At 67.9% G+C, this 23,178-nt stretch carries 24 protein-coding genes and 4 pseudogenes; 15 read left to right on the top strand and 13 right to left on the bottom strand.

What is annotated here, in order from left to right:
• Positions 1-1,349, bottom strand: a 1,349-nt coding sequence (locus ABD378_RS05725) for a dihydroxyacetone kinase subunit DhaK (protein ID WP_344519307.1), incomplete at its 3' end; no start/stop codon positions are given.
• A 264-nt stretch (positions 1,350-1,613) separates the two neighbouring features.
• On the opposite strand from ABD378_RS05725, the gene ABD378_RS05720 reads away from it, so the two are divergent.
• A complete protein-coding gene (locus ABD378_RS05720; RefSeq protein WP_344519306.1) occupies positions 1,614-2,402 on the top strand; it encodes a helix-turn-helix domain-containing protein in 789 nt (262 codons plus the stop codon).
• A 5-nt stretch (positions 2,403-2,407) separates the two neighbouring features.
• Positions 2,408-2,569, top strand: coding sequence for a hypothetical protein (locus ABD378_RS05715; protein ID WP_344519305.1), 162 nt, complete (start codon positions 2,408-2,410; stop codon positions 2,567-2,569).
• 61 nt (positions 2,570-2,630) lie between these two features.
• Here ABD378_RS05715 and ABD378_RS05710 read toward each other — a convergent pair whose 3' ends face one another.
• Together ABD378_RS05710 and ABD378_RS05705 are read right to left on the bottom strand one after the other, a co-directional pair.
• The gene (locus ABD378_RS05710; RefSeq protein ID WP_344519304.1) at positions 2,631-3,194 is read right to left on the bottom strand and encodes an EF-hand domain-containing protein; all 564 of its coding nucleotides are present in this window, start codon (positions 3,192-3,194) and stop codon (positions 2,631-2,633) included.
• A gap of 313 nt (positions 3,195-3,507) precedes the next feature.
• Positions 3,508-3,807, bottom strand: a complete 300-nt coding sequence (locus tag ABD378_RS05705; protein WP_425583816.1) for an alpha/beta hydrolase — start codon at positions 3,805-3,807, stop codon at positions 3,508-3,510.
• Here ABD378_RS05705 and ABD378_RS05700 point away from each other — a divergent pair.
• Entirely contained in the window at positions 3,709-4,305 is a 597-nt protein-coding gene (locus ABD378_RS05700; protein ID WP_425583815.1) for a LuxR C-terminal-related transcriptional regulator, read from the top strand. The two genes, ABD378_RS05705 and ABD378_RS05700, sit on opposite strands and share 99 nt — an antisense overlap.
• Before the next feature lie 58 nt (positions 4,306-4,363).
• Here ABD378_RS05700 and ABD378_RS05695 read toward each other — a convergent pair whose 3' ends face one another.
• Positions 4,364-4,732, bottom strand: a complete 369-nt coding sequence (locus tag ABD378_RS05695; protein WP_344519303.1) for a VOC family protein — start codon at positions 4,730-4,732, stop codon at positions 4,364-4,366.
• Between the two features lie 63 nt (positions 4,733-4,795).
• Between ABD378_RS05695 and ABD378_RS05690 the strand changes: the two genes are divergently transcribed.
• The gene (locus tag ABD378_RS05690) at positions 4,796-5,248 is read left to right on the top strand and encodes a MarR family winged helix-turn-helix transcriptional regulator (protein WP_344519302.1); all 453 of its coding nucleotides are present in this window, start codon (positions 4,796-4,798) and stop codon (positions 5,246-5,248) included.
• A 168-nt stretch (positions 5,249-5,416) separates the two neighbouring features.
• Here ABD378_RS05690 and ABD378_RS05685 read toward each other — a convergent pair whose 3' ends face one another.
• From ABD378_RS05685 to ABD378_RS05675, 3 genes and pseudogenes are all read right to left on the bottom strand, one after another.
• Positions 5,417-6,397 (bottom strand): GNAT family N-acetyltransferase, encoded by a 981-nt coding sequence (locus tag ABD378_RS05685; protein WP_344519301.1) that lies wholly within the window; start codon positions 6,395-6,397, stop codon positions 5,417-5,419.
• Positions 6,398-6,519: 122 nt separating this feature from the next.
• A pseudogene (locus ABD378_RS05680) lies at positions 6,520-6,649 on the bottom strand (IS5/IS1182 family transposase); the annotation flags it as partial.
• 86 nt (positions 6,650-6,735) lie between these two features.
• On the bottom strand, positions 6,736-7,584 hold the full coding sequence (locus ABD378_RS05675; RefSeq protein WP_344519300.1) for a phytanoyl-CoA dioxygenase family protein: 849 nt from the start codon (positions 7,582-7,584) through the stop codon (positions 6,736-6,738).
• Positions 7,585-8,158: 574 nt separating this feature from the next.
• On the opposite strand from ABD378_RS05675, the gene ABD378_RS05670 reads away from it, so the two are divergent.
• A complete protein-coding gene (locus ABD378_RS05670) occupies positions 8,159-8,311 on the top strand; it encodes a hypothetical protein (protein WP_344519299.1) in 153 nt (50 codons plus the stop codon).
• 452 nt (positions 8,312-8,763) lie between these two features.
• Here the strand turns inward: ABD378_RS05670 and ABD378_RS05665 are convergent, their stop codons facing one another.
• Positions 8,764-9,750 (bottom strand): hypothetical protein, encoded by a 987-nt coding sequence (locus ABD378_RS05665; RefSeq protein ID WP_344519298.1) that lies wholly within the window; start codon positions 9,748-9,750, stop codon positions 8,764-8,766.
• A gap of 77 nt (positions 9,751-9,827) precedes the next feature.
• Here ABD378_RS05665 and ABD378_RS05660 point away from each other — a divergent pair, with 77 nt between their 5' ends.
• Together ABD378_RS05660 and ABD378_RS05655 are read left to right on the top strand one after the other, a co-directional pair.
• A complete protein-coding gene (locus tag ABD378_RS05660) occupies positions 9,828-10,160 on the top strand; it encodes a hypothetical protein (protein WP_344519297.1) in 333 nt (110 codons plus the stop codon).
• A 910-nt stretch (positions 10,161-11,070) separates the two neighbouring features.
• A pseudogene (locus ABD378_RS05655) lies at positions 11,071-12,200 on the top strand (IS630 family transposase).
• Here ABD378_RS05655 and ABD378_RS05650 read toward each other — a convergent pair.
• Positions 12,147-12,830 carry a class I SAM-dependent methyltransferase gene (locus ABD378_RS05650; protein ID WP_344519296.1) on the bottom strand — a complete coding sequence of 228 codons (684 nt, stop codon included), beginning with the start codon at positions 12,828-12,830 and terminating at the stop codon, positions 12,147-12,149. The pseudogene ABD378_RS05655 and the gene ABD378_RS05650 sit on opposite strands and share 54 nt — an antisense overlap.
• Before the next feature lie 39 nt (positions 12,831-12,869).
• Between ABD378_RS05650 and ABD378_RS05645 the strand changes: the two genes are divergently transcribed.
• The gene (locus ABD378_RS05645) at positions 12,870-13,310 is read left to right on the top strand and encodes a MerR family transcriptional regulator (protein ID WP_344519295.1); all 441 of its coding nucleotides are present in this window, start codon (positions 12,870-12,872) and stop codon (positions 13,308-13,310) included.
• A gap of 208 nt (positions 13,311-13,518) precedes the next feature.
• Here the strand turns inward: ABD378_RS05645 and ABD378_RS05640 are convergent, their stop codons facing one another.
• A complete protein-coding gene (locus tag ABD378_RS05640; RefSeq protein WP_344519294.1) occupies positions 13,519-14,265 on the bottom strand; it encodes a dienelactone hydrolase family protein in 747 nt (248 codons plus the stop codon).
• A gap of 103 nt (positions 14,266-14,368) precedes the next feature.
• Here ABD378_RS05640 and ABD378_RS05635 point away from each other — a divergent pair.
• Both ABD378_RS05635 and ABD378_RS05630 read left to right on the top strand, forming a co-directional pair.
• A pseudogene (locus ABD378_RS05635) lies at positions 14,369-14,488 on the top strand (transposase); the annotation flags it as partial.
• Between the two features lie 275 nt (positions 14,489-14,763).
• Positions 14,764-15,291 (top strand): GNAT family N-acetyltransferase, encoded by a 528-nt coding sequence (locus ABD378_RS05630; protein ID WP_344519293.1) that lies wholly within the window; start codon positions 14,764-14,766, stop codon positions 15,289-15,291.
• A 36-nt stretch (positions 15,292-15,327) separates the two neighbouring features.
• Here ABD378_RS05630 and ABD378_RS05625 read toward each other — a convergent pair.
• A pseudogene (locus ABD378_RS05625) lies at positions 15,328-15,520 on the bottom strand (IS630 family transposase); the annotation flags it as partial.
• Between the two features lie 592 nt (positions 15,521-16,112).
• Between ABD378_RS05625 and ABD378_RS05620 the strand changes: the two are divergent.
• Positions 16,113-16,538: a hypothetical protein gene (locus tag ABD378_RS05620; protein ID WP_344519292.1), complete on the top strand. Its 426-nt coding sequence runs from the start codon at positions 16,113-16,115 to the stop codon at positions 16,536-16,538.
• 742 nt (positions 16,539-17,280) lie between these two features.
• Here the strand turns inward: ABD378_RS05620 and ABD378_RS05615 are convergent.
• Positions 17,281-18,186 (bottom strand): NADP-dependent oxidoreductase, encoded by a 906-nt coding sequence (locus ABD378_RS05615; protein ID WP_344519291.1) that lies wholly within the window; start codon positions 18,184-18,186, stop codon positions 17,281-17,283.
• A 426-nt stretch (positions 18,187-18,612) separates the two neighbouring features.
• Here ABD378_RS05615 and ABD378_RS05610 point away from each other — a divergent pair, with 426 nt between their 5' ends.
• Positions 18,613-18,969 (top strand): MerR family transcriptional regulator, encoded by a 357-nt coding sequence (locus ABD378_RS05610; RefSeq protein ID WP_344519290.1) that lies wholly within the window; start codon positions 18,613-18,615, stop codon positions 18,967-18,969.
• Between the two features lie 648 nt (positions 18,970-19,617).
• Here the strand turns inward: ABD378_RS05610 and snpA are convergent.
• Complete coding sequence (snpA, locus tag ABD378_RS05605) at positions 19,618-20,298, bottom strand: snapalysin (RefSeq protein ID WP_344519289.1); 681 nt, start codon at positions 20,296-20,298, stop codon at positions 19,618-19,620.
• A gap of 706 nt (positions 20,299-21,004) precedes the next feature.
• Here snpA and ABD378_RS05600 point away from each other — a divergent pair.
• From ABD378_RS05600 to ABD378_RS05590, 3 genes are all read left to right on the top strand, one after another.
• Positions 21,005-21,589: a dihydrofolate reductase family protein gene (locus ABD378_RS05600; RefSeq protein ID WP_344519288.1), complete on the top strand. Its 585-nt coding sequence runs from the start codon at positions 21,005-21,007 to the stop codon at positions 21,587-21,589.
• Complete coding sequence (locus ABD378_RS05595) at positions 21,586-21,999, top strand: VOC family protein (protein WP_344519287.1); 414 nt, start codon at positions 21,586-21,588, stop codon at positions 21,997-21,999. Before ABD378_RS05600 ends, ABD378_RS05595 begins: the two co-directional genes overlap by 4 nt.
• 293 nt (positions 22,000-22,292) lie before the next feature.
• Entirely contained in the window at positions 22,293-22,943 is a 651-nt protein-coding gene (locus tag ABD378_RS05590) for a DUF6461 domain-containing protein (RefSeq protein ID WP_344519286.1), read from the top strand.
• The last annotated feature ends 235 nt before the right edge of the window (positions 22,944-23,178 follow it).

The following is a 23,178-nucleotide window of genomic DNA, read 5'->3' as shown; positions in this document are numbered from 1 at the left end:
GTCAGGGACGGCGGCTGGCCGTCGGCCGGCGAGACCGCGGCCAAGTGCTGGAAGAGCAGCCCGAACAGCGGGCCGCTGGTGCCGCCCACTTCGTTGAGGAAGACGTCGGCCAGTGCGGCGGTCCCCTCGACGCCGGTCTCGTCCGCGCGGCGACCGGCGCGTCGCACGCCGCCGGCGAGGTTGTCGCCGAAGTCGCCGTCACCGACGAGCTGGTCCAGCTTGGTGAGGTTGTCGCGGACCTGGGTGACGATCAGCGCGTAGCGGTCGAGCACCGCACGGCTGCCCTGTCGGTCATCGGCGAGGGGCGGGGCGGCCACCGGCGCCGGAGAGGGCGCGCCGGAGTCCACGGCGATGACGTGCTTCGGGAAACTGAGCGGGGTGTCGGTGGGTGCGGCCCACAGGTCCGTCCAGCCTTCCTCGAGCCGCGTCAGGGTGAGCGAGAAGCCGGCCATGTCCAGGGCGGAGGTGTAGGTGCCGGGGACGACGAGGGCGGTCCGGACGCCGCGCTCGCCGAGTGCGTCCACCAGCAGAGTGCTGATGGAGTGCAGTTCCAGGCTGGTGGTGGCACCCAGGCCGTTGACGAGGGCGAGCAGCTCGTCGGGGCCGGGAGGAAGCGCGGCGAGGAGTTCGTCCGTCATCTGTCGTACGAGTGTGCCGACCGGCGGGCGGACCATGGTGCGGATGCCGCGTTCGCCGTGGATGCCGACGCCGTAGTCGAGGATTCCGGCGGGCAGGTCGAAGGCGGGTTCCCCGGTGGTCGGCGACGTCTGCGCGCGGGCGGCGACCGCGAGGCTGCGTGACCGGGACACGATCCGGGAGCCGAGAGCGGCGAGTTCCTCCAGTGTCGCGCCGCGGTCCGCGGCGGCGCCGAGCAGCTTCTCCACCACCACGGTGGCCGCGGTGCCGCGGCGGCCGGTCGCACTGTCCGCGATGTCGGTGGCGAGGTCGTCGTCGACCAGGACCGTCGCCACGGGGATGCCGTCGTGGCGCAGGCGTTCCACCGCGATCTGGAAGTTGATGACGTCGCCGGTGTAGTTCTTCACGATGAGCAGGACACCGTCCCGCTTGGCGGTCGCCAGGCTCGCCTCGTAGATCTGCCGGTTGTGCGGGGAGGCGAAGACCTGTCCCGGACACACCGCGTCAAGGCCGCCACGGCCGAGCAGGCCGGTGTGGAGCGGCTCGTGACCGGACCCGCCGCCCGACACGAGAGCCACACGCCGGCCGGGGTGGGGCGAGCGCGCGGTGAGGTAGAGCGGGGCGTCGTGCACCGCAATCGCGTCCGGGTGGGTCAGGGCGAGGCCTCGGGCTGCGGTCAGCACCGGGTCCGTCTCGGGCAGGAAGTAGGTCATCGGAAGAACCTCCAAGGGCGTGCGGGCAGGGCGCATGCGGAACACCCGGGCGACGTGGTGGCCGCCCGGCCCGGCGCCGCTGCGGCCCACACCATGACCGCCGACGACGGGCCACCACCGGAACCTTGTGGTTCCGGTACTGTGAGGTTCCGGTTCTGGTACGCCGACGTACTGTCCCCACCTGTGTGAATTCGACCGCTCTGACCAGCCCACTCGCCCTGGCCGCGGCCGGGCGCACCGCTGAATTTACTGGAGCTTTGCCTTATGGATGCCCGCCGTCAGGACCTCGGACGGATGCTTCGCGCCTGGCGCGCGGCCCGGCCGTTGGAGGCGGTTCCGACCCTGGTGCCGGGGCGTGGCCGACGCGCTCGCCTCACCCAGCTCGACATGGCCCTGCTCCTCGGCGTCTCCGAGCGCTGGTACCGCGCGCTGGAGAGCGGCGAGGACCGGCCCTACAGCCGGGAGTTCATCGCTGGTGTCGTGCGCATCCTGGGACTCGGTCCCGCCCAGGCAGCCGCGCTCTACCGGGGCACCGGCCACACCGAGCCGCAGGCGGGGCACGTGGACCCCGCACCCGAACTGCTCGAGCTGGTGCGTCGGCAGCGCTGCATCAGCTTTCTGTGCGATGAGGCCTGGGATGTCATCCACGCGAACGACATCGCCGCTCGCCACTGCCCCTGGCTCGTGCGCCCGCAGGCCAACGTCATGCTCTGGGCGTTCTCCGAGGAGGCCCGCTACCAACTGCGCGCATGGCAGAACAGTTGGGCCGAACCGCTGCTGGGACAGCTGCGGCTCTCCTGGCAGCACTGCGGAGAGAACACTCGCCTCGACGAGGTCGTGCACGCCATCCGCCGGGCACCGGAGGTGGAACGGCTCTGGCAGTCCCACGCGCCCGCGGGCCGCTTCCCGCTCGGCTCGGCACGACCGATGTACCTGCCGACGGTCTCACCGCGTCCGACGGAGGTCCGTGTCGCCGCCTGCGTACCCTGCGACGCTCCGACCCTGCGCTGGATCATGCTCACGCCCGCCGACAGCGCCATCACCTTCCCGTGAACCGCATGTCGTCCGGCGACGTGCGGCAAGCGTGCGTGCCGGGCGTCCCGGTCGGCCTAGATGTGCACCTGATCGTGGACGACTACGGCACCCACAAGGCCGAGCCGGTCCGCAAGTGGTTGCTGGCCCACCCCCGGCCGTACATATGGCACAAGACCGCCCTGTAGATCCTCGACCACCTCGCGTATTACTGCCGACATCGACATTGCCTTCGATCGTGTGGGTTCGCTATGCGGGATCCAGTGGTCCGAGCAGCCACACGCCGGTGGACGTCGGCTCCTCGTCGAAGTAGAACTCGCGGATCGCCTGAAGCATGTCGTCACGGCTGATCAGCCCGTCGGCGTCCTGGTCGAGGCGGCCGAAGACCTCGCGGGCGTCCGGTTCAGACAGCCCCATCAGGGCGCCGGACCAGCGAACCTGCTCATCCCGGGTGAGTTTCCCGTCGCCGTCCTCGTCCGCGATGTCCATCAGCGCATCGAGGAACGGCATGTACCCGGCGTCGAAGGAAGCGGGTGTGACCAGCAACCCGGCGGCGAACGCAGCCTGGTACTCGGCAAGGCTGATGCGTCCATCGGCATCGGCATCCGCAGCTCGGGACAGGTGCTGCCACAGGCCATCGCTCAACTCCCGCATGTGCTTGAGCGCGGGGGTGTCGGGCGCGAGGTGGAAGGCGTCGGCGAGGCGGTCGCAGGCGGACTCAAAGTCTGTGCGGTCGATGTAGCCGTCACGGTTGGTGTCGAAGGTGGCGAAGCGGCGGGCGAGCTTGCGCTGCAGGAACGGCGAGATGTCCATGCCTGCCACTCTCTCCGCGGAAGTGGCGCTTCAACAGGCGCCGACCGGCCCTATCTCGGTACGTCATCAGCGGTATGAGGTCGGATGTGCCTGTCCGGTTGGACGGTGCCGGTCGCGAGCATGGACCCCCCGAACCCGGCCCGTCACCCGCCCTTGACCACTGAGCCGAGCGAGCGACCATCACCGGCGGCCTCGTCAACGAATCCGTACACCACGTCCGTGGACGCAGCCGCGCCGGGGGCCGCTCAGGGTCAGAGACGCCACTGCGTTCCCGGGCAGCTCGGAGGTGTTGGGACGGGGAACGTGCGGGTTGCTACTTCTGCCCGGTCGTGGCCTGGCAGGTCAGGTCCTTGGCAGGGAACCTGCCCGTGGTCAGGTAGAACGTTGCGGTCTTGTCCGCGCAAGGATTGCCGTCGGGCGCGTAGAGGACGCCGTGACCCTCACCACCGGCGACGGTGAGCATCCGGGAGCCGCGCAGGGCCCGGTGCATGGCCCGGCCGGAGAAGAGGGGCGTCTGGGAGTCCCACTCGTTCTGCGTGATCAGCGCACCGGCTGTGTTGTCGATCCTGGTCTGCGGTTCGCTGCCCTGCTGCCAGAAGGCGCAGGGTGTGATGGCGGCCGCGAAGTCGCCGTACAGCGGATACCGGGCCTTGTCGCGGATCGCCTCGCCGGGCCGGGCGACCCGCCGAAAGTCGTGGTGATCACCACCTTCGAGAACGACGACTACGTCACCGCCGCACTCAACGCCGGGGCCAGCGGCTTCGTGCTCAAGCGGCTCCCCGTCCCCAAGATCGCGGAGGCGGTGCGGGTGGTCGCGGCGGGCGAGGCGATCCTCTTCCCGGCGGCCCTGCGCCAGATGGTCACCGCCCGCCCACTGGGATCCGCCGAGGCGCTGCCGCAGGCGGCGCTGACGGGCCGGGAGGAGGAGGTGCTGCGCCTGATGGCCACCGGCCGGTCCAACCCGGACATCGCGCAGTCGTGCAGGGTGAGCCTGGAGACGGTGAAGACGCACGTCGGGAACGTGCTGACCAAACTCGGCGCGCAGAACCGGACCCACGCGGTGGTGATCGCGTACGAAACCGGCCTGGTCGTGCCCGGAGTGACGGGCTGACGCAACATCAGGAGGCCTGACTCGGCCTGCCCGTGCCGCTGGACGGGCGTTCGGCCGATCAGGGGCGGTCGTGGAGAGTGACCTGGTAGCCGTCGGGGTCGGCGAAGGTGAATGTCCGGCCGAAGGGGCCGTCGATCGGTGCGGAGACGATGGTGTGACCGTCGGCGACGAGAGCATCGTGAATGGCCTGGACGTCTGTGGCGTGGAGCCAGATCGCGGCACCGATGCCGGGCTGAGCAACGGATGCGAGATCGGTGCCGGGAACGACGTCGCGGAGTGCGAACGCGATCGGCTTCGTCTCGAAGACGACGGCGTGCGGAGGTCCGGCCTGCGAGCGGACGAGGCCTAGGTACTGCTCGTAGAACGCCTGCGAAGCGTCGAGATCGCGTGCTTGGAGCGAGATGAAGTCGGGGCCGGTGGCGGGCATGATGATGCTCCTTCTCTTCGTGTCAGCTTTCTGACACAGGTCAATCTATGTCAGAATGCTGACATGAATCAAGAGGGTGTCGACCTGGAGAGGTCACTGGGCTACCTGCTGAAGGAGGCGTCGAGCGTCCTCCGCTCAGCCATGGAGGAGGTGCTGCGGCCGCTCGGGATGAGCGTGACGCACTACTCCTGCCTCGAACTGCTGGCTCAACGACCGGGCTTGTCGAACTCCGAGCTCGCGCGGGGCGCGTTCGTGACACGGCAGTCGATGAACGTGCTGCTCCAGAACCTTGAACGAGAGGGCTACGTGACCAGGCCCGCGGAGGCACCCGTCGGGAAGGTTCTTCCCACGCGGCTCACACCTCGCGGCCGACGGAGCCTCGAGAAGGCGACCGTAGCGGTCCGGTCCGTCGAGGTCAGAATGCTGGCCGGCATGACCGAGACCGAGCAGTCAGGCGCGTTCCGGATCCTGCAGAGCATGATCCATTCCCTGCGCGATGGCAACGCCGGTGCATAGCTCGCTCCCCGGCGCACGTCTCGTCGCGCCCGGACAGGAGTGGAAGGGACAGCACTCCGACAGCGGTCCGGGAGGTGCAGGTGCCGTACCCGGCCGTCGGCGCCACGCGGAATGTTCACGGGTTCGGGCAGCACCGGGCCTTCCTCGCGGGCCGAGTGTGGCGGGGTCTCAGCGCCAGTCGTCGATCACGTAGGCGTCGGGGTGGCTGTAGCCGGGTTCGTTGGGCCTGTGCATGGTCACGCCCTGCAACCAGGTGCGGAAACCGCGGTCGATCATGCGCCGGTAGGCATCCGGGCGGCCCAGGTTCATTCCGGCGTCCAGTTGCCCCAGGCCGCGCTCGGCGGCCAGCTGCTCGCACGCGGTGAGTAGTCGTTCGAACCGGTTGGCGGCCTCCGGGCCAGGGCGTACGGCGCCGAATTTGACGAAGCACACGTCCGCGCCGGCCTCCGACCCGGCTCCGCAGTGGCAGACGGCCAGGCCATCGAGCTCGGAGCTGGCGCCCTGGAGCAGGATGGTGTCACCGAGTCCCTGCGCGTACGTGGCCACGATCTCGCGTTCCAGGCTCAGGCCCTCGTACACGGCCCCGGTCAGTGCGCGACAGAGGCTCAGGGCGTCGGGCTGCTCGGCGGCGCGAAGCTGGCCGTACAGCACTCGGCCGGGGACCGCGGCACTGCCTGTGACCTGCTTCTTCATGATGGCTGTGAGGAATCGGGGCCAGAAACCGTACCGGCGGTAGAGCTCAAGGTGCTTCGGACTCTGCGAGAAGGTGAACAGACCCAGGTGTCGGTTCTCCCAGGTGTCGAAGCAGTCCATGACCGGCTCCATGAGGCGCCTGCCGATGCCCTGGTCCCACAGGTCCGGACGTACGGTCAGCGGGCCGAAGTACCCGACGCTGCCCCAGTTGACGGCGAAGTTCGATCCGGCGACTTCGCCCTCGACCGTCGCTGCGAAGGCCGCACGCGGATCGGCCGCCCAGCGAGTGCGGACGTAGTCGGCGGTCCCGAAGAACGTCTTCGGCTCGGGAGCCCCGAGGAACGTCCCGAAGGCGACCCTGAAGATCTCGTCGGCCCGATCCAGGTCCGCCTCACCCAGCGGGCGGACCGACACAGGGCCCGTGCCACTCTTGCGCTCCCCTGCCGTGGGGATCATGGCTCTCTCCTTCCCGACCCCCTGTTTCATCGCACCACGGGCGTGCGCCGCAGGCGAGGCGAAACACTTGTCGTGGTCGTAGGCGCGGTCGGCGAGCAGCGCATCGGGGCGGCGCCTCGGGCGGCCTCGTTCCACGCAGCAAGACGCCGCCAGCACGTCATCCCCGAGCCGGAGCCAGGCTCCTGGGGCAGGTATTCGGACCGGCGGGGGCAGCAACGGCTCGATGAGCAACCACAGTTCGTCCGAGACGATCCACGGACGCGATTGCCTTTTCCCACGGCACCATCAACGAGCGACCAAGCCGACAGTCACACGATCACAGCTTCTGTTAGGGCTTCTTAGCCCCAGGGGTCGAGGCCGAGGAGTTTGCGGGTGAGCGGCGTCATGGCGGCCAGCTGGGTGTCGTCGTAGCGGTCGTGTGGCAAAGGTACGTGGGCTCCGTGGGCGTGCGGCACCGGTACGTAGCGCATGAAGTGGGCGATCCGGGCTGTCGGCCGCCGGTTGTGGGAGGCGGCGTGCGGCATCAGGTGGTGCAGCAGCACGAACGACCCGGCCGCCCCGCTCACCTCGATGCTCTTCAGGTGCGCAATGTGTTGCCAGTTGCCGTACAGTTCGCGCCCGTTTACGCCTGCACTCCCTGCGGCACGGACTTCCTCCTCGACCAACCGGTGCCCTCGCGGCACGACATGGATACCCCCGCCCCCCGGCTCGACGTCGGTGAGGTAGTAGCAGCCCCCCAGCTGCAGCTCCTGCGCGGTGAACAGGAAGTCCGTGTCGGGCGGCACCGACGCATCCAGGTGCAGGCGCTGGCTGCGCACCTGGTCGGGATGGGCGTCGTTGCGCAGTGTGATGCCGATGGAGCCGTCGAAGGCGCGCAGACGGTATGTGTCGTGTAGCTGCGCCATCACCTGGTAGAGGGTCTCGTTACCCATCAGCGGGATGAGCCCGGGAACGTCGAACGTCTGGTCCTCGTGGAGCCGATGGGGTTTGATACGGCCGTCCGCAACCCGCCATTCCTGCGGGAAGGCCAGGTCGCGGGGTACGAGGTCGAGAATCACACTGCGGTAGTGATCAGTCTCCCCCGGGGTGAGGACGTTCTCGATGAGCAGATATCCGTCATGGCGGAACTGTGCAACCTGCTCGTCTGTCAATACATGCGGCAGGGCTTTGGATTTGGGCGCGGTCACGCTCGGAACCTCCCAGAGCAGCGGTATGTCCAGCTGGCGGGACTTGTGTTCACCATTCCGGCGGCCAAGCGACAAGCCGCCACATCGGCGTCAGGCCTGAACCTCCGGGTGAGCCGCCGCCGTTCTCCGCCGCCGCCATTGTTGCCCCCACCGCGGGTCCGCCCGCTGCGAAAACTGCGATCGCCGCAGTACGTGCCGGCGTCTTCTTGATCGTCATAGCACCTCCGTCATCACGTCCAGGTCCGGTACCGGCGATGCTGCTCGCCGCGGATCTGCTCGGCCTCGCATCGCTCTGCGTCCGAGATCCACCCGCGCGTGCGCGCGAGGTCTCTCTGGCCTGCAGTAATCCCGCCGGAGCATCCGCGTCCCGCATCGCACGTTGAGCGGCCGGGGCCGATGGGGCACAAGGCTGACCAGGAGTGGCGCGCCGCAGGGTACAACAAGATCGGCCCGGGATCGGCGCGGGTGGTGAATTCTGTCCGGATTCCAGTCGTTGTTTCCATCGGATGCGCAGCACCCGGGCAGATGAAGGCCGCTGAAGTCGACGGCGGCACACAACGAAGGAGCCTCGCCGATGAACAACCAGACAGATCAGCGGACGGTACTGCTCATGCTCGTCGGCTGCGGCTCGGTATACGCGGCCTTTGAGTACCCATCGTTCGGCGCGGCGCTCTTGGTCGGCATCGGTGCGGTGACGCTGCTGCACCTCCTGATGAAGGACCAGTGACTCGTGGCGCTCGCGCCTCTACTCAACCTTCCCTACGTTGTCCTGCGGGACTGGGCGAGCCCCTCGTATGGGTTCATCCACCCAGGGGTGTCGGGTGTGGCTTTCAGCCTTCTGCCGCTTCTGGCTTCCATCGATTGGCCGCCCGATGCCCCACGACGACTCGGCTGCCAATTGGGAATTGCGAGTGATCGCTCCGTAGGGATCCGTAGGGAATCGACAGCGAGGCCGTCCGTCGAGAGGCACACCGGCACCAGCCGTGTGGCGCTCGATCCGGGCGCGGCCAGAGGAAGAGGTCGTACGCGCCTTCGCCCAAGCCCGCGAGCACGCCGAACTCCTGCCCCCTGGCCCCGACCCCGCAGAAGGACGACGGCGACCCGGTACCGCACCGCAGTTGGACCAGCCGCGGCGCTGCGCGGCCGGGCCCGCTGCGGGGTGCTGGCCGCGGCTGTCCGTCAGCGGAGGGTGAGGAGGGTGGCGTCGTCGTAGTAGACGGAGCGTTTCCTGGCTTCGTCGGCGAGACCGGATACACCGAAGGTCAACTGGAGACGATCGGTGTCCTCGAAGCTCTCGCGCGAGGCGGCAAACCGGAGTTTGACCTTCTTCGTGCTGTCCGCAGGCACGGCGCCAACCGGGACGACCAGCGAGTCACCCTGATCGGCCTCCTGTCTGGGCACATCCGTCCAGGCCTTGCCGTCGTACCACTGAGCACGCACCTGCGACGTCATGCCCTCGCCGCCGGAGGCACACTCCTCGAAAGGGTCGTCGCTCTCCTCGCACGCGCTGAACTCGGGCTGGGCCCGGACCTGTGGGTAGAGGCTCTGCGACTGGTTGGTGACCGCGGCTTCAAACGGCGTCCAGCCACCGTCCTTGCGCAGCGTGGCGCCGCGTTGGGGAAGCACTGTGGCGGAGAGCGCCTGCAACTCGATACCCAGGTACTCGCGTCCGAGGAGGCGGCCATGATCCTTGAACGCCACCTCGACGGGCAGACGGTCGCCCTCGGCCTGGGGGCCGAACGGTGGGGTGATCCTGAACCGCGTCCGGCTCGGCCCGGACTGCAGCGGGAGGCGATACGAGCCGCTCGTCACCAGGTTCTTCTTGCCGCCGATCCGGCCTGCTCGAGGCGTGGAGAGCGTCAGCTTCTTCCAGTTGTCGTTCTCTTGTCGGTCGTCGCCGTACGCGGCCGAGGGCACCTGGTCCCTGTGCTTGCCCAGACCGATGCGCAGTTCGACTGTCACGTCTGGGCGAGCGCGTTGTTGGTTGGTGAAGCTCACGTCGAGGGTGTTCGGCTTGTTCTTCAGCCAGGAGCCGACCCGGTTCAAGTCGAGGCTGACCGGCGCGCGGGAGGCGCGAGCTTTGGGAGGTGACGAGGGGGCCTCGCTGCTGCACCCCGCTGTGATGACCAGGGCCGCGAGTGATCCCAGCAGACGTAGGTGCCTCACTGGTTCCTCCGCATCAGCTGCTGCCGCCCCCATGGTCAGACAGGAGTGTACGTCCGCTGCACTCGGCGCAGCGGCGGATGTCCGTCTCGACCTCTACACCCACCCGCTCGCGCAGGATTGGCGCGCGCAAGACGCACGAGATCAGCGAGAGCGCCACCTCGGTCTCACCCGAGCGGAAGAACTACAGCGCCGAGCTGAGCGGGCGAGCGAGCGGGCGGGCGAGCGGGCGAGCGGGCGAGCGGGCGAGCGACCCTGCCTCCGGCCGCGTAGATGTTGACGGGCTGAACGGCGCGATCAGCTTTGACACCGTGTACGCGGTCCGCCAGCACGAGGAACTGACCTGGAAGCACCTGCCGGGCAGGCAGGCCAAGTACCTCGAACAGCCGATGAATTCAGAGCGCGCGACATGATGCTCCAGCTAATGGCGGCCTCGCTGCGCCAGTGGATTCGAGGCCCTTGACGCTCAGCACCTATCTCGCTCTGTCGCCGCGGCGCGGATCACGATCCTCTTAGCGACATGCTGTGCACCAGGCGGGCGGCTACTGAACTCCACTGCGCCCGAAGAGAAGTGGGTTGCTACGTCAGTCAAACGCGCATCGAATTTCCAGACGACCAATTCGTAGCGTTGCCCTGGCTCTGTCTCGGCATTGCCCACCTGGACATTGCCCACGGTCCATCCTTGACTGTCCGGATCGTCCGGGATACGCCGAGCCAGGTAGTAGTTCGTGTTTCCCGATCCCCGGACCAGTAGCCACAGAGAGCTTCCAGACGGTGCCCGCCCCACCCCTTCCAAGGTACGTAGGCACAGCTGCACACGGCCTGCATCCCTGGGATATGTAATAGAGACACGCGATGACGCGTCGCCTGTCGATGGTGACCCTGGTTCTCCTATTCCTTCAATTCCAAAGAAGGCCACGACTGCGAGTGCTGCCGCAGAGAGGGACAACCCCAAGGTCTTGTTAATCGATTTCTTCCTCCACTTGGCTGCGCCCACACAGACGGCAACGAAGAGCACTACCGCGCCAACGACGATGAAGATCTTCCAGATCACAAGTTTCCCTTTCAGGGGGCAAGGCGTTGGTCTGCGCCCGCCCCACTGCGCAAGTTACTCAGGATGATCTTCAACTCCTGGTGGAGCAGCGCCACTTACGCATCCACTACTGCCGGTTGTGGTTCCCAGGTCGTCGCATTGCCGTAGACCGACCCTCAAGTTCTGGCCAACGCTCGGGTGGCCGCTGTCTGGAGGTCAGTCGTGGGCTACACCAATGCGCTCCTAGTGTCCCGAGTCGTTAATTCGGCGGCAGCTTGTAGGCTCGGTGGGTGCCGAGTACGAAGCTTGCTTCCTTGGAACTGACCGCCGAGGAGCGGCGGGTGCTGCGCGGATGGGTACGCCACCGCAAGACGGCACAGGCCTTGGCCGTGCGCTCACGGATCGTCCTGGCCTGCGCCCAGGGCGGGACCATCACCGCGGTGGCGACAGAATTGGGTGTCTCGCGGGACATGGTCTCCAAGTGGCGCCGCCGCTTTGCGGAACACCGGCTGGAGGGACTGGTGGACGAGCCGCGTCCGGGCCGGCCTCGTACGGTCGGCGGCGACCAGGTCGAGCAGGTGGTAGTCAAGACGCTGGAGTCGGCGCCGCCGAAGGGTGATACCCACTGGTCGACGCGGTCGATGGCGAAGGCGACCGGGATGTCGCAGACCACGGTTTCGCGGATCTGGCGGGCTTTCGGGCTCAAGCCGCACCAGATGGAGACCTGGAAGCTGTCGACCGACCCGCAGTTCATCGACAAAGTCCGCGACATCGTCGGGCTCTACCTCGAACCGCCCGAGCGGGCACTGGTGCTATGTGTGGACGAGAAGAGTCAGATGCAGGCCATCGACCGCACCGCGCCGATCCTGCCCGTGCCGGCCACCACCCCGGCGCGGATGAGCCACGGCTACGTGCGACATGGCACCACCAGCCTGTTTGCCGCGCTGGAACTGTCCAGCGGTGCGGTGATAGCCGAGCACCACCGACGCCACCGCCACCAGGAGTTCCTGAGGTTCCTCAAAACCATCGACAAGGCCGCCCGCAGGAGTTGGACCTGCACCTGGTCTGCGACAACTACGCCACCCACAAGACTCCGGCCGTGCACAAGTGGCTCCTGCGCCACCCACGCTTCCACCCGCACTTCACCCCGACCAGCGCGTCCTGGCTTAACCTCGTCGAGCGATGGTTCGCCGAGCTCACCAACCGTAAACTCCGCCGCTCCACACACCGCAGTGTCATAGCCCTAGAGAAGGACGTCCGCGCCTGGATCAAGGAATGGAATGCGGACCCGAAGCCCTTCGTGTGGACCAAGACCGCCGATGAGATCCTCGAAAGCCTCGCCACTTACTGCCGACGTATTAACGACTCAGGCCGGTGGCGGAGGACTGGCCGACGTTGGCATCTCGTCTTGCCCCTCTGACGGGTTGGTGGCGAGAACACAGACAACCGGTGGGGCCAAAGGGAGAGTTTCCAAGCGGGCTTGAGTGAAGCCTGCCTGGGTGAGCCGATCGTGAAGTTCCCGGCCGGCTCGGGCGGTGGTGTCAGCGGTGGCTCCGGCGCAGCGGGGTTGGCTGGCGAGCGCGATGTGTCCGCCCGGACGGAGCAGACCGCGCAGCTCGCCGAGCTGTTGCGTCGGGTTGGGCCAGAACCCAAGCGAGTTCACGGCGACGATGGTGTCAAGCGGCTTGTCGAAGCGCGGCAACCGATCCACCGAGGTGCGCAGCAGTGTGACCCGCTGGGTGCGGATGGCAGCCGCGTTGCGCTTGCGGGTTTGGCGAACCATGGCGTCAGAGTGGTCGATGCCGTAGACGTGTCCTTGGTTGGCGCGGCGGGCCAACTCGGCGATGGCCAGACCAGGGCCGAAGCCGACTTCGAGCACCTGATCGGTGGGCTGGACGTCGAGCAGGGACACCACCCACAGACTCCGCTGCAGGTTGGAGGCGCGGTGTGCCATGACCCATCCGACCAGCCGTCCGGGCACACCGTGCGGACGGCCAAACTGGCGCACGATTTTGGTGGTCACGCACTGCTTGAGCGAGGTCGATGTCATGGGCGCCAGCCAACCGCTTCAAGTACCCTTGAAGTCAACATGGTGGACAAGCAGCCTACAAAGCAGTTGACGATCGGTGAGCTGGCCAGGATCACTGGGGTCGCTACCTCGGCGTTGCGCTACTGGGAGGAACTGGGCCTGGTTCCCACCCCGGCCCGGGTTTCAGGCCAACGGCGGTACCCGGCTTCGGCAGTGGGACTGGTCGGACTGATCCTGCTCCTACGAGACGTCGGTTTCACGCTGCGCGAGGCCAAGGCGCTTGTCGCCTCTCGTTCCGATGATCCCAGCGCCTGGCGAGAACTCCACCAGCGCAAACTTGCCGAGCTCGACGAGCACATCGCCCAAGCCCAAACGGCGCGCACCGCCATCGCCCACGCACTGGCCTGTCCACACACCGACATCCACAGCTGTCCCAACTTCGCCGACGTCCTCGGCGCCCGCCTTGCCGGATCACCCCTTCACGAGGCCCACCCCCACTAACGACGTGGGGCAACACCTCTCGGCGGCAGTCTGATCAGACAACGCGAAGAAACCCGAACCCGTCCACGCTGCTTGAGGCGTCACAGGTCCGACGGGAGCGGCATCGCGACGCGACGATGCCGTCCATCGCGTCGTTCAGGGCCGTCTCGCGCTTGGCCGGGTCATTGCACGACGCCGACCAAGCCTGGTGCCAGCATGTTTGCCTGGGTCATGCCCCCAGATCCTCCGTCACGGGCAGGCACTCGGCGAGCAGGTCGATGACGTCGCGCCAGGCTCGCTGCGCGTGCTGTGGGTGGTGGCCGACGCCGGGGACAGTGGGGTGGTCGACCGGCGGGTGGTGGAAGGCGTGCAAGGCGCCGCCGTAGACCGTGAGGCGCCAGTCGACGCCCGCGTCCTGCATCTCAGTGGTGAACGCGTTCCGTTGCGCGGGTGGCATGATCGGGTCTTCCGACCCGACCCCGGCCCACACCGGGCAGTGAATGCGTGCTGTCTCGCCCGGTCGGCCCGTGGTCAGTGCGTTGACTGTGCCGATCGCGCGCAGGTTGACGCCGTCGCGCCCGAGTTCCAGCCCGACGGCTCCCCCGGTGCCGTAGCCAACGGCGGCGATCCGGTCGGGGTCGGTCCGCGGTTCGGCGCGCAACACGTCGAGCGCTGCATGGCCGATGCCTCGCATCCGGTCGGGATCAGCGAGCAGTGGCATGCAACGGGCCAGCATCTCCTCGGGGTCGCTCAAATAGCGCCCGCCGTGAAGGTCGAAGGCCAGCGCTATATATCCCAGCTCGGCGAGAGCATCGGCCCGGCGGCGCTCGACGTCGCTGAGCCCCGTGCCCTCTGGTCCGAGCAGCACTGCGGGCCGGCGGTCGACACCGGCCGGAAGCGCGAGGTGTCCGATCATCGTCAGACCGTCGGCCGGGTACTCGACCGTACGCGTCGTAATCGTCGTTTTCGTCGTCATGAGACTGGACTGTAGTGATCGTCGAGCCCGGTCCGGCCGCTGTTCTGCCGCTGGCAGAGCAGCGCGGGTATCCCCCTGAAATACGGCGAGGGCTCAATCGATGGGATTCCTGCACCGGATGCGGACTGGAGTGCAGTGGAGGGATCTTCCTGAGCGGTTCGGCCCCTGGAAGGCCGTTCATGAACGGCATCGACTGTGGTCGGCCGACGGGACGTTGGAACGAACGTCTGCTGGACCAGGTCCAGGCCAGCTCGGTGTCGACCTCGCGGTCGCCTCCGCCACTGAGCCGGGCCGGACCGGCCGTCAGAGCGGCGGCGCGCACGTCATCGAGGCGCGGTGGCGCATCACGCTGCTAGTGCTGTGACCGCATAGGTTCGCGGTTCGCCGGGTCGGTGGTCGCTCGTTCACCCTGGGAGCGATCCCTGCTTCGGGGGGGGCGGTGCCACCAGAAGAAAAAAGAGATTGCCTCAGGGCCTGAGCTCACGTTGGCTGGACAGCATGGCTGAACTGCGTACCGATCGCCTCGTCCTGCGCCGATGGCGTGACTCCGACCTCGAACCGTGGGCGGCGATGAATGCCGATCCCGAGGTTCGAGAGCACTTGGGCGACCTGCTTACCCGCGAACAGAGCGATGCCTCCGTGGCGCAGTTCCAGGCCGAGTTCGACCGGCGAGGCTACGGGTGGTGGGCGGTTGAAGTGCAGGCCACGGGCGAGTTCATCGGCTTCGCAGGCTTGGACGAAGTGGACGACTACATGCCGTTCACAGGAGTGGAGATCGGCTGGCGGCTCGCCCGCTCGGCGTGGGGCCAGGGCTACGCCACCGAGGCTGCGCTGACAGTCCTGGCTCACGGCTTCGACACTCTTGAGCTTCCTGAGATCCTCGCTGTCACAACAGCTACCAACCTTCGTTCGCAGGCGGTGATGCGCCGGATCGGCATGACCCGGGACCCGGTCGACGACTTCGACGACCCCACCGAGCCCGAAGGGCCACTGCGTCCGAACGTGCTGTACCGCATCGCCCGTTAGCACGAGGATCTGGCGTTCTCCGCTGGAGTCGTTTGATCAGGCTGCGGGTGCGAGGAGACGTCCTCCCCTGCGGAGGCCCTTCTCGCCGCGGATGCAGGCCCGTTCGCCCCCGACATGCTCGCCGCCCAGCGCAGGGGGCCTGTGCGGGATGGCTGCGGTGGTGGGACTTGGCCAGGGTGAAGTGCCGCAGCGGGCCGAAGTGCGCCTCCATCGGGTTGGCCCAGGAGGCGTCGCCGACAGACTGTTGGGCTTGCCCTGCTTCGCCCCCGTTCGTGTCGTGCGGGGCGTACAGCAGATAGCGGCCGGTGGGATCGCTGGCCACTCCCCTTACGTTCGGCACCAGTTGGGCGGTGTTTGAGCGCATGTCGTGGACGTACGTGTCGGAGCCCGAGAGGTAGACGACCTTGCTGCCGTCGTCGCTGAGCTGGACGAGTGTCGCCTCCCGGAACGGGGCCTCGATCGGGTCGGAGGTGGCGCCGTCGGTCTGGTCCCACACGAAGACATCCCGCACTTTGCCGTCCTGGTAGGCGTCCCGCCTGGGGAGAGCCCGTACACCGCGCCGATACAGACCGACCAGCCATAAATCGGCACCTGCCGCGACTCCCCCACCGCAGCCGCCGTATCCACGTCTCGGCCCTCGCCCGCCGCTGAACGGCCGCCCCGCCCCACGCCACCTCAGAAGTGGCGACATCTCCGGTGGTGACGCGTCGCCGGGCCTGCCGTCCCGCCCCCTTTAAGCTGTGACTTAAGAGGTAGGCCGCAGGTCGCCGCCCCGCCCAGGATGTGAAGCCGCAACCGGCTCAACCCATCCTGGAGATCGCATGAAGACTCGTCTCGCCGCTGCGCTCTGCGGCGCCGCACTCACCGCAGGAACGCTGCTGAGCGCGCCCGCCGCCACGGCCCAGGCGTCCGCCTACCCGACCAGCACATTCGACGTCACCCTCGGGAACACCTATACGAGGGGCACCATCACTTGGTACGCCCGCTCGGTCACCGTGACAGGCGAACACAAGTCCGTGTCCGGGTTCGACTGCCGGGGCACTTCAGTGTTCACCCTCAACAGCGCCAACGTCGAGCTGGACAGAAACTACAGCGCCAATGTGTGTGGCATGAGCTCGAAGTTCACTGTCCCTGTCGAAGCGGATGTCCCCGGTGGTGCAGCCGTCGTCCGCGTCTGCCTCGATAACGGCAGTTACGATGCCGAAAATATTACGTACCTCCTGTGCAAGCGGTACGGGCGCCCTTGAGTACCAGCAGGCGCTGAGACGGCCCGTACGCTCCGGGAGCCCTGAGTGGGGAGGGAACAACGGCCCCTGCTCAGGGCCTGCTTCTCTTCTCTTCTCTTCTCTTCCCGAGGGCCCGCATTCTTGCGTTTCGGGTTGCTCCCCGCCCGCCTGTCTTGCGACCCCCGGGCCACCGTGCTGCCCAGCACGGTGGAGCGGATGGGCGGGGTGGAGGTGAGGGCCGCCCAGGATGCGCCATTACGGGACACGCAGAGATGGCGACGCAGTCGGTCCCCCCGCGAGTGTGGTGAGCTCGGTCGTGCCGAGAGTCTCCCTTACAGCCCGTGGAGACAGTTCAGGAGCAGCGGCGCCCCATCTTCGCCGAACGCCGGTTGTGCCCCTTGGTATCCCACCACTCTTCCAAGAGGCCGCGCACCAGCTCAACCAATTGTCAGCGGCCATTGAGATGCCCAGGTGAGTGGCCAGTGGTGTTCCCGTCTGGGGGTCAGTTCAAGGGGACCACTCAGGCGTCCACGCGGCAGACCCGTAAGTGCCCGGTGGACGACGACTCATGTGCCACGTGCGGTGCCCGAGTGGGGGCGGCCTGCTTGGCGAGGCGCCATGGAGATCGGCCCGCTCCGGACCGCCCGCTCGCCGGTACCGATCGAGGGCGCGCTCGCCACGCAGGCCGCCCTCACTCGGGCACCGCACGTTGCGAGTTACCTGCCTCGTGGGCCCGGGCCCGTTCAGAAACAGATCGGCCTGTTCAGATGCAGATCACGATCTTTCCTCGGGTGCGCCCACGCTCGGCGTGCGCGTGGGCGTCGGCGATCCGCTCCAGGGGGTAGGCCTGTTCGATACGGGGTGTGTAGCGGCCTTGCCGGCCCAGTTCCGCGGCCGCGGACAGGAGGGTGGAATCGTTCTCCGCGTTGACCACATGCGTGCCCAGGCGCTGCCCGCCCGCATGGTCGGCGACCGTCGCGACGCGCGTCGGGTCACCTGTGATCGCGACGAGGTCGTCCAGCGATCCGGAGGCCGCGGTGTCGAGCGCGATGTCGACGCCGTGCGGAGCGAGAGCGGACAGACGCTGCGCGAGGCCGGGGCCGTAGGTGGTGGGAACGGCGCCGAGAGAGGTGAGGAACTCGTGGTTGCGTTCGCTAGCTGTCCCGATCACAGTGGCACCTTGCGCCACCGCGATCTCGACCGCCGCGCTGCCCACGCCACCAGCAGCGCCCTCGACGAGAAGGGTGCGCCCCGCGAGGGAGCCGAGCGCGTTCAGGCCGCCCATCGCGGTCACGGACGCGAGACCGGCGCCCGCGGCCTGCTCGTCGTTCCACGTGTCGGGGGCGTGGGCCCAGGCAGAGAGGACGACCAGCTCCGCGGTTGCGCCGGTGACACCGCCCAGCCCGAAGACGCGGTCGCCGATGCTCACCCCCTGCACTCCGTCACCGATCTCGTCGACCACACCGGCGGCGTCGCGCCCGGGAATGGCGGGCAGCTCCAGGGGAAGCAGCTGGTGCAGGGCGCCGGTGCGCAGTTTCCAGTCGATGGGATTGACGCTGGCCGCCGCGACGCGGACACGGATCTCACCAGGTTCGGGGTGGGGGTCGGGGGCCTGCTCGATCACCAGGCTCTCCGCTCCGCCGTATTCGTGGAAGCGGGCTGCGCGCATAAGGGTCTGCCTTACTTTGACGGGCCGGAATGACGTGTTCATCCGACGCTCGTCACTCTAGAACCTGACGTTGACGTGAGGTGCAAGTCGCAACTGCCGCCCGGCCAGAGGAGGGCAGGTGCGGATGGGTGAGGTTGCCGAGCGGGCGGGGGTGAGCGTGGGGGCCTGCGCCACTACGAGGGATCACGCCGCCCGTCACGGTCGACGCCCACTTGCCCTCGGGCGGGCTCGGCGATCCCGGCACGACGCGAGGACTGCCGTGCGTACGTGAACGGCGTGAAGTCCCTCAGGCCCGCCACCGAGTCATGATCAATCTCGGCGCCCGCAACGGTTCAATCGGCCCCCAGGGCTGTCCCCGGAGTCGGCACTGCTAGCCTAAACCTGACGTCAACGTGAGGTATGAGCGGGAAGGGAGCGACCTGCGTCATGCGCATCGGACAGCTTGCCAGGCGGTCAGGGGTCAGCGTGCGGGCCCTGCGCTACTACGAGGAACAGCGGCTCCTGGAATCGGCGCGGACGTCCGGTGGGCAGCGTGACTATCCCGACGAAGCCCTGGAGCGGGTCCAGCTCATCCAGGACCTCTTCGCGGCCGGCCTCTCCAGCCGTACCGTCGTCGAACTCCTGCCGTGCGTGAGCACCGGCGTCGCGACCCCCGCCATGCTCGACCAGCTCATCATCGAACGCGACCGCATCGCCACACGCATCCAAGACCTGAACCGGGCCAAGACCAAACTCGGCCGCGTGATCGAGAATGTGACCGCGGCGAGCGTGGCGAAGGACTGATCAACCCGTCGCGAGGGGTGGGGCCCCGACCTATCCGGCATCTGCCGGGCACTGGTCGGCCACGGAAAGCCCCGGGCGTATCCGGAGGCCGTCGAAACAGCGTTCGTCGCTCTCGCTGCCCCGGACACACGCCGGGCAGCGGTGGGCGGGGCATGCCGCGGCTGACCACGGTGCCGGCACACCGCAGGACCGGTCAGCCGTAACCTCTCCGACCGGAGAACGTCCACGAGCGGATAGCAAGCTCCGGGCGGCCTGCGGCTGGATCGACCACGCCATCGATACCGGAGAGGTGGACGTGACCTCACCGTGCTGATCATGTGGGTGCCGTGCGCCCCATAGAAGACGTTGGCCTCGCGGCGAGCTGCTGCGTTCTCATCGGGGATGTCACAGGCGAAGAGCACGGCGACGGCGGTGACGAACAGCCCGGCCGAGCCGAGGAGCTGGCGCCACGAGCGGTGTCAGCGCCGCACACCGCGCCGGCCGGCGCACGGAGATGTCCACGAACCTGCGCCGGCCGCGGCGGCGCGACGTCTTCCCCTGAGTGTGAGCACCCATGTGGGAGGAGAGCGCGCCGCACGCGGCCGGGTCGGCACGGAGGCTGTTCGCGGTACGCAACAGTGCGTCCGGCGGTGGCGTGCGGGATCAGGATCAGCGGACCTTCGTCAGCTCGCCCTTGTCCTGGAGGGTGGCGATCCCCCTGGCCCAGAGGCTGTTGACCCGCTGGCGCTCCTGCGCGTTCGGGTAGGCGTTGGTGCAGGACGTGCCGGGGCCGCCGCCGGACATCAGCTCGCTGCACGGGCCCGAGTAGTGGTCGGGCAGACCCAGCACGTGACCCGTCTCGTGGGACGTCACCCGCGTGGAGTTGTACTGCTGGTTCTGCCGGTAGTCCAGGAAGATGTAGCCGTGGCCGCGCCCGTCGGTGGAGGCGTACGAGCCGCGCGAGTCGTTGCCCTCGCGGTACTCGAAGTCGGCGCCCGTGCTGGACTCCTGGAGCTTGACGTTGCTGACGGACGAGTTCCAGATCTGCGTGCTCTGCGCTATCTGGCTACGGAAGCTCGGCGCCCGGGTCGTGCGGTACCGGACGGTGACGACCTGGATGCCCGGCTGCGCCGCCTGCTTCTTCAGCGCCGACTTCATGACGGCGTCGAAGAACTGCCGGTTGGCGGCCGCGTCCTCGGCGGAACCCGCGTACGCCGACGTGGCGTTCGTGGACAGGGGCTTGAGCGTGTCGGGCGCGGGCGCCGCGAACGCCGAGGGGGCGGCGGCGAGCGAGCCGACGAGAGCGGCAGCGCCGAGGATGGCTAAAAGGCTGGTGCGGGATCTGTTCATGGGGGTGTGTCCCTTTCCGGATGTCCGGTGGCCTGGATGGCCGGGGCGGCCGGGAGCCTTTGGGCACAGGGGTGCCCTGGATCCCGGGGCCGGGGGCTCGCGGATGCGGCCTCTGGTCGGAACGAGTATCGGGAAGGCGGGGCTCGTTCGTACCGATGCCATTCGGTGATAGCGGCAGAGCATCAACTGGTATGCGTGGTAAGGGACTTGACACCTCACATGCCCGGTTTGGCGCCTATGGGAGGCGCCCGATCCGGTGGATGTCGCGCACGCAGCAGTTCAGGAGGATGACGCGACCGCCGGACCAGGGTCCCCAGGCGTCACTGGACCTGCTGGGCCGCACCGCGCCCGCTCCAACACCCGCCGAGCCGGACAGCGCGGCGGTCGCGGCGGCCGCGGCGGGCGTTTCCCCGTGGTTCCCCGCACGATCTGGCACGCGTCTGGCACGGCGGGTGGGCCATCAAGTTGGCGGCGACGTGGTCCCGGCGTAAGCCTCCTTGGCGCTGATGAGAATCGAGCTACCGCCTACGCCCAGCTGGCCATGGCGTGCAGCCTGAACCACCTCAACAGATCGACTGCTCCTGACTTGCGCCTCGTCAGGCCGATGAGTTCGCCTGCTGCCTGAAGTCTTCCACTGTGACCTTCCCGCCCCTACAGGGCGGGACGCGGAGCATCCCCACGTCATGGAGGAGAGATGGAGGGCAGAATGAGCAATCCGATTCGGCTGTACATGTCGATGTCGCTCGACGGCTACATCGCCGGTCCGGACGATCGACCGGGCCAGGAGCTCGGACGTGCCGGTGGACGTCTTTTCAACTGGCTCGACGACCGGGAATCCGACGGTCCCAGCGGACAGGTCTATCGCGAGGCGTTGGCGACCGGCGCGGTGATCTCCGGCCGTCGGACGTTCGAACTCGCCGGGCGTTGGCAGGGCGACCATCACGACGGTGTGCCGATCTTCGTCCTCACCCACCATGTGGACGACGGGGACGTGCCGCCCGGCCACGCGCGATTCGTCACCGACGTCGAGGACTGCGCCCGTCAGGCTCGCGCGGCCGCCGGGGACCGGCCGGTCATGGTCCATGGGGCGGGCGCGGCCCAAGCGCTTCTGCGGGCCGGGCACATCGACGAGATGGAGATCCACCTAGTCCCGGTCCTCCTCGGGGAAGGCCGGCGGCTGTTCGACCACCTCGGTGGTGATCACATCGAACTCGACCTCGTGCGACGGCTCGAGGACCGAGACGTCACGCACCTCCGCTACCGGGTACGCCGACCCGAGGAGACCGCATGAAAACTCTCTTCGTCGCCTACCGCGTCACCGACCTGAACCGCTCGCTCGATTTCTATACCGCCTTGGGCTACGTCGAGCTGGGCAAGGTCGACGGAGGCGACGGGAGCCGCCTCGTGATCCTCAAGTTCCCCGGCGAACCGGCGGCCTCGCTCGAACTGGTCCACCGTCCCGTGGGCGGACGCGTCGACGTGGGCAGCGGTTTCGACCACCTCGCGATCCAGGTGGACACACTGGCGGCCACCCTGGAGCGGCTGACCGCCGCCGGCCTGGAGCCAGGACCTGTCCAGTACCCGGGCGGCCCTCGCGGCCCGAAGACGTCCTGGCTCACCGATCCGGATGGCTACCGGATCGAGTTGGTGGAGTGGCCGCCCGGACACCCCGACGGCATCACCGCCGCGGACTTCTCCTGAGCGCCCCGTGAGCGGAGTGACGAAGCTTCGCCATAGGGGGACGCGGAGCAACGAGAGGCGGCTCCCCCCACCCACAAGTCTCGACAATTACTCCCGCTTCGACCCGCTGACGTACGCCCACCACGCCCACCCATGGCTGATCAGTGATGTGCAGACCGCCGCATGTGCCACCACCGACATCACTCCCCGCGGACCTACTGAAGCGCTACGCGAAGACACACGACTGTGATTGCGCGCTAAGTTCTGCTCGCGAGGTCGTCATCCTGGCGGACCGCTGAACAGGGGGCGGCTTGATGGACCGGGGACCTGGCGAGAACGGTCTGCGATGGATAGCGGACACCCGTAACGACTGCTTCACGCTCACGCTCAGCGAGGGGCTCTCGCCGTACGAACTGTTGCGCAGCGTTGGAGCCGAGGAGCGCCACATCGTCCCGCTGACCGGCTCCGCGGCGTACGAACTGCTGCTCAGGGATGAGGAGGACCACATCAGCGACCTGGACTTCCTGGACTGGGAAGACCCAGCGGCGGTGGCCCGTCTGGCGAGCGGGGGCTTTTTGCCCACCCCTCCGGACACCATCGTCCGAGCGGGCTCGGTGGCCGGCTGGGCGTATGCGCTGGAGGAGTTCGGCTGCCGCACCGGGAGCTACGTCGCGGAGCTGTCCGAGCGGGGACGGGCATTTGTCGTGCATCGCAACGCGAAGGGATTCAGCCGCGTCGACTATGGCCTCCACGGCAAGGCAGTGACGTCGTTCGAGCCGGGTATGCCACACCTTACGAACGGCCCCTCAGCCGAGGTGGCGCTCGGCTTCGTTCACCGCGGCGACGAGGTGGGTGATGTGGCGTTCCTGCGGTTCCTGGAGGGCGAGCTCGGCATCTACCTCCCCTGGGAGGAGACGGAGGCAGAGCTGCCGACAGCCGCGTTCTCTCACGCTGCCGTGGGATAGCCGCCTCGGGTCTCAGCCACCAAGATCCGCCTGAACCGCTTGGTGGGACACGCCCACGACCGCCACCCCTTTGCCTGCCTAGTGCGGCGCAGCGATGGAGCGCGGCTTCCGTCTCGTCAACCGGCAAGCTGGCGAGGGCTGCGGGGAAGTCGATCTGATCGAGTACGCCGGCGATGTGGACGACCGCAGGTGCGGTCAGTGCGGTGGGAGCCGTCCCAAAAGAAGCGATGGCGTG

It is taken from the genome of Streptomyces rectiviolaceus (assembly GCF_039533825.1).
Lineage (GTDB): Bacteria > Actinomycetota > Actinomycetes > Streptomycetales > Streptomycetaceae > Streptomyces > Streptomyces rectiviolaceus.
This window is presented reverse-complemented; position numbering and strand designations above follow the sequence as displayed.

Coding starts and splice junctions, on each gene's coding strand:
- ABD378_RS05720 (WP_344519306.1), top strand. CDS start 1,614: ATGGATGCCCGCCGTCAGGACCTCGGACGGATGCTTCGCGCCTGGCGC.
- ABD378_RS05715 (WP_344519305.1), top strand. CDS start 2,408: ATGTCGTCCGGCGACGTGCGGCAAGCGTGCGTGCCGGGCGTCCCGGTC.
- ABD378_RS05710 (WP_344519304.1), bottom strand. CDS start 3,194: ATGGACATCTCGCCGTTCCTGCAGCGCAAGCTCGCCCGCCGCTTCGCC.
- ABD378_RS05695 (WP_344519303.1), bottom strand. CDS start 4,732: ATGCCCGCCACCGGCCCCGACTTCATCTCGCTCCAAGCACGCGATCTC.
- ABD378_RS05690 (WP_344519302.1), top strand. CDS start 4,796: ATGAATCAAGAGGGTGTCGACCTGGAGAGGTCACTGGGCTACCTGCTG.
- ABD378_RS05685 (WP_344519301.1), bottom strand. CDS start 6,397: ATGATCCCCACGGCAGGGGAGCGCAAGAGTGGCACGGGCCCTGTGTCG.
- ABD378_RS05670 (WP_344519299.1), top strand. CDS start 8,159: ATGAACAACCAGACAGATCAGCGGACGGTACTGCTCATGCTCGTCGGC.
- ABD378_RS05660 (WP_344519297.1), top strand. CDS start 9,828: ATGTCCGTCTCGACCTCTACACCCACCCGCTCGCGCAGGATTGGCGCG.
- ABD378_RS05650 (WP_344519296.1), bottom strand. CDS start 12,830: ATGACATCGACCTCGCTCAAGCAGTGCGTGACCACCAAAATCGTGCGC.
- ABD378_RS05645 (WP_344519295.1), top strand. CDS start 12,870: ATGGTGGACAAGCAGCCTACAAAGCAGTTGACGATCGGTGAGCTGGCC.
- ABD378_RS05640 (WP_344519294.1), bottom strand. CDS start 14,265: ATGACGACGAAAACGACGATTACGACGCGTACGGTCGAGTACCCGGCC.
- ABD378_RS05630 (WP_344519293.1), top strand. CDS start 14,764: ATGGCTGAACTGCGTACCGATCGCCTCGTCCTGCGCCGATGGCGTGAC.
- ABD378_RS05620 (WP_344519292.1), top strand. CDS start 16,113: ATGAAGACTCGTCTCGCCGCTGCGCTCTGCGGCGCCGCACTCACCGCA.
- ABD378_RS05615 (WP_344519291.1), bottom strand. CDS start 18,186: ATGCGCGCAGCCCGCTTCCACGAATACGGCGGAGCGGAGAGCCTGGTG.
- ABD378_RS05610 (WP_344519290.1), top strand. CDS start 18,613: ATGCGCATCGGACAGCTTGCCAGGCGGTCAGGGGTCAGCGTGCGGGCC.
- snpA (WP_344519289.1), bottom strand. CDS start 20,298: ATGAACAGATCCCGCACCAGCCTTTTAGCCATCCTCGGCGCTGCCGCT.
- ABD378_RS05600 (WP_344519288.1), top strand. CDS start 21,005: ATGAGCAATCCGATTCGGCTGTACATGTCGATGTCGCTCGACGGCTAC.
- ABD378_RS05595 (WP_344519287.1), top strand. CDS start 21,586: ATGAAAACTCTCTTCGTCGCCTACCGCGTCACCGACCTGAACCGCTCG.
- ABD378_RS05590 (WP_344519286.1), top strand. CDS start 22,293: ATGGACCGGGGACCTGGCGAGAACGGTCTGCGATGGATAGCGGACACC.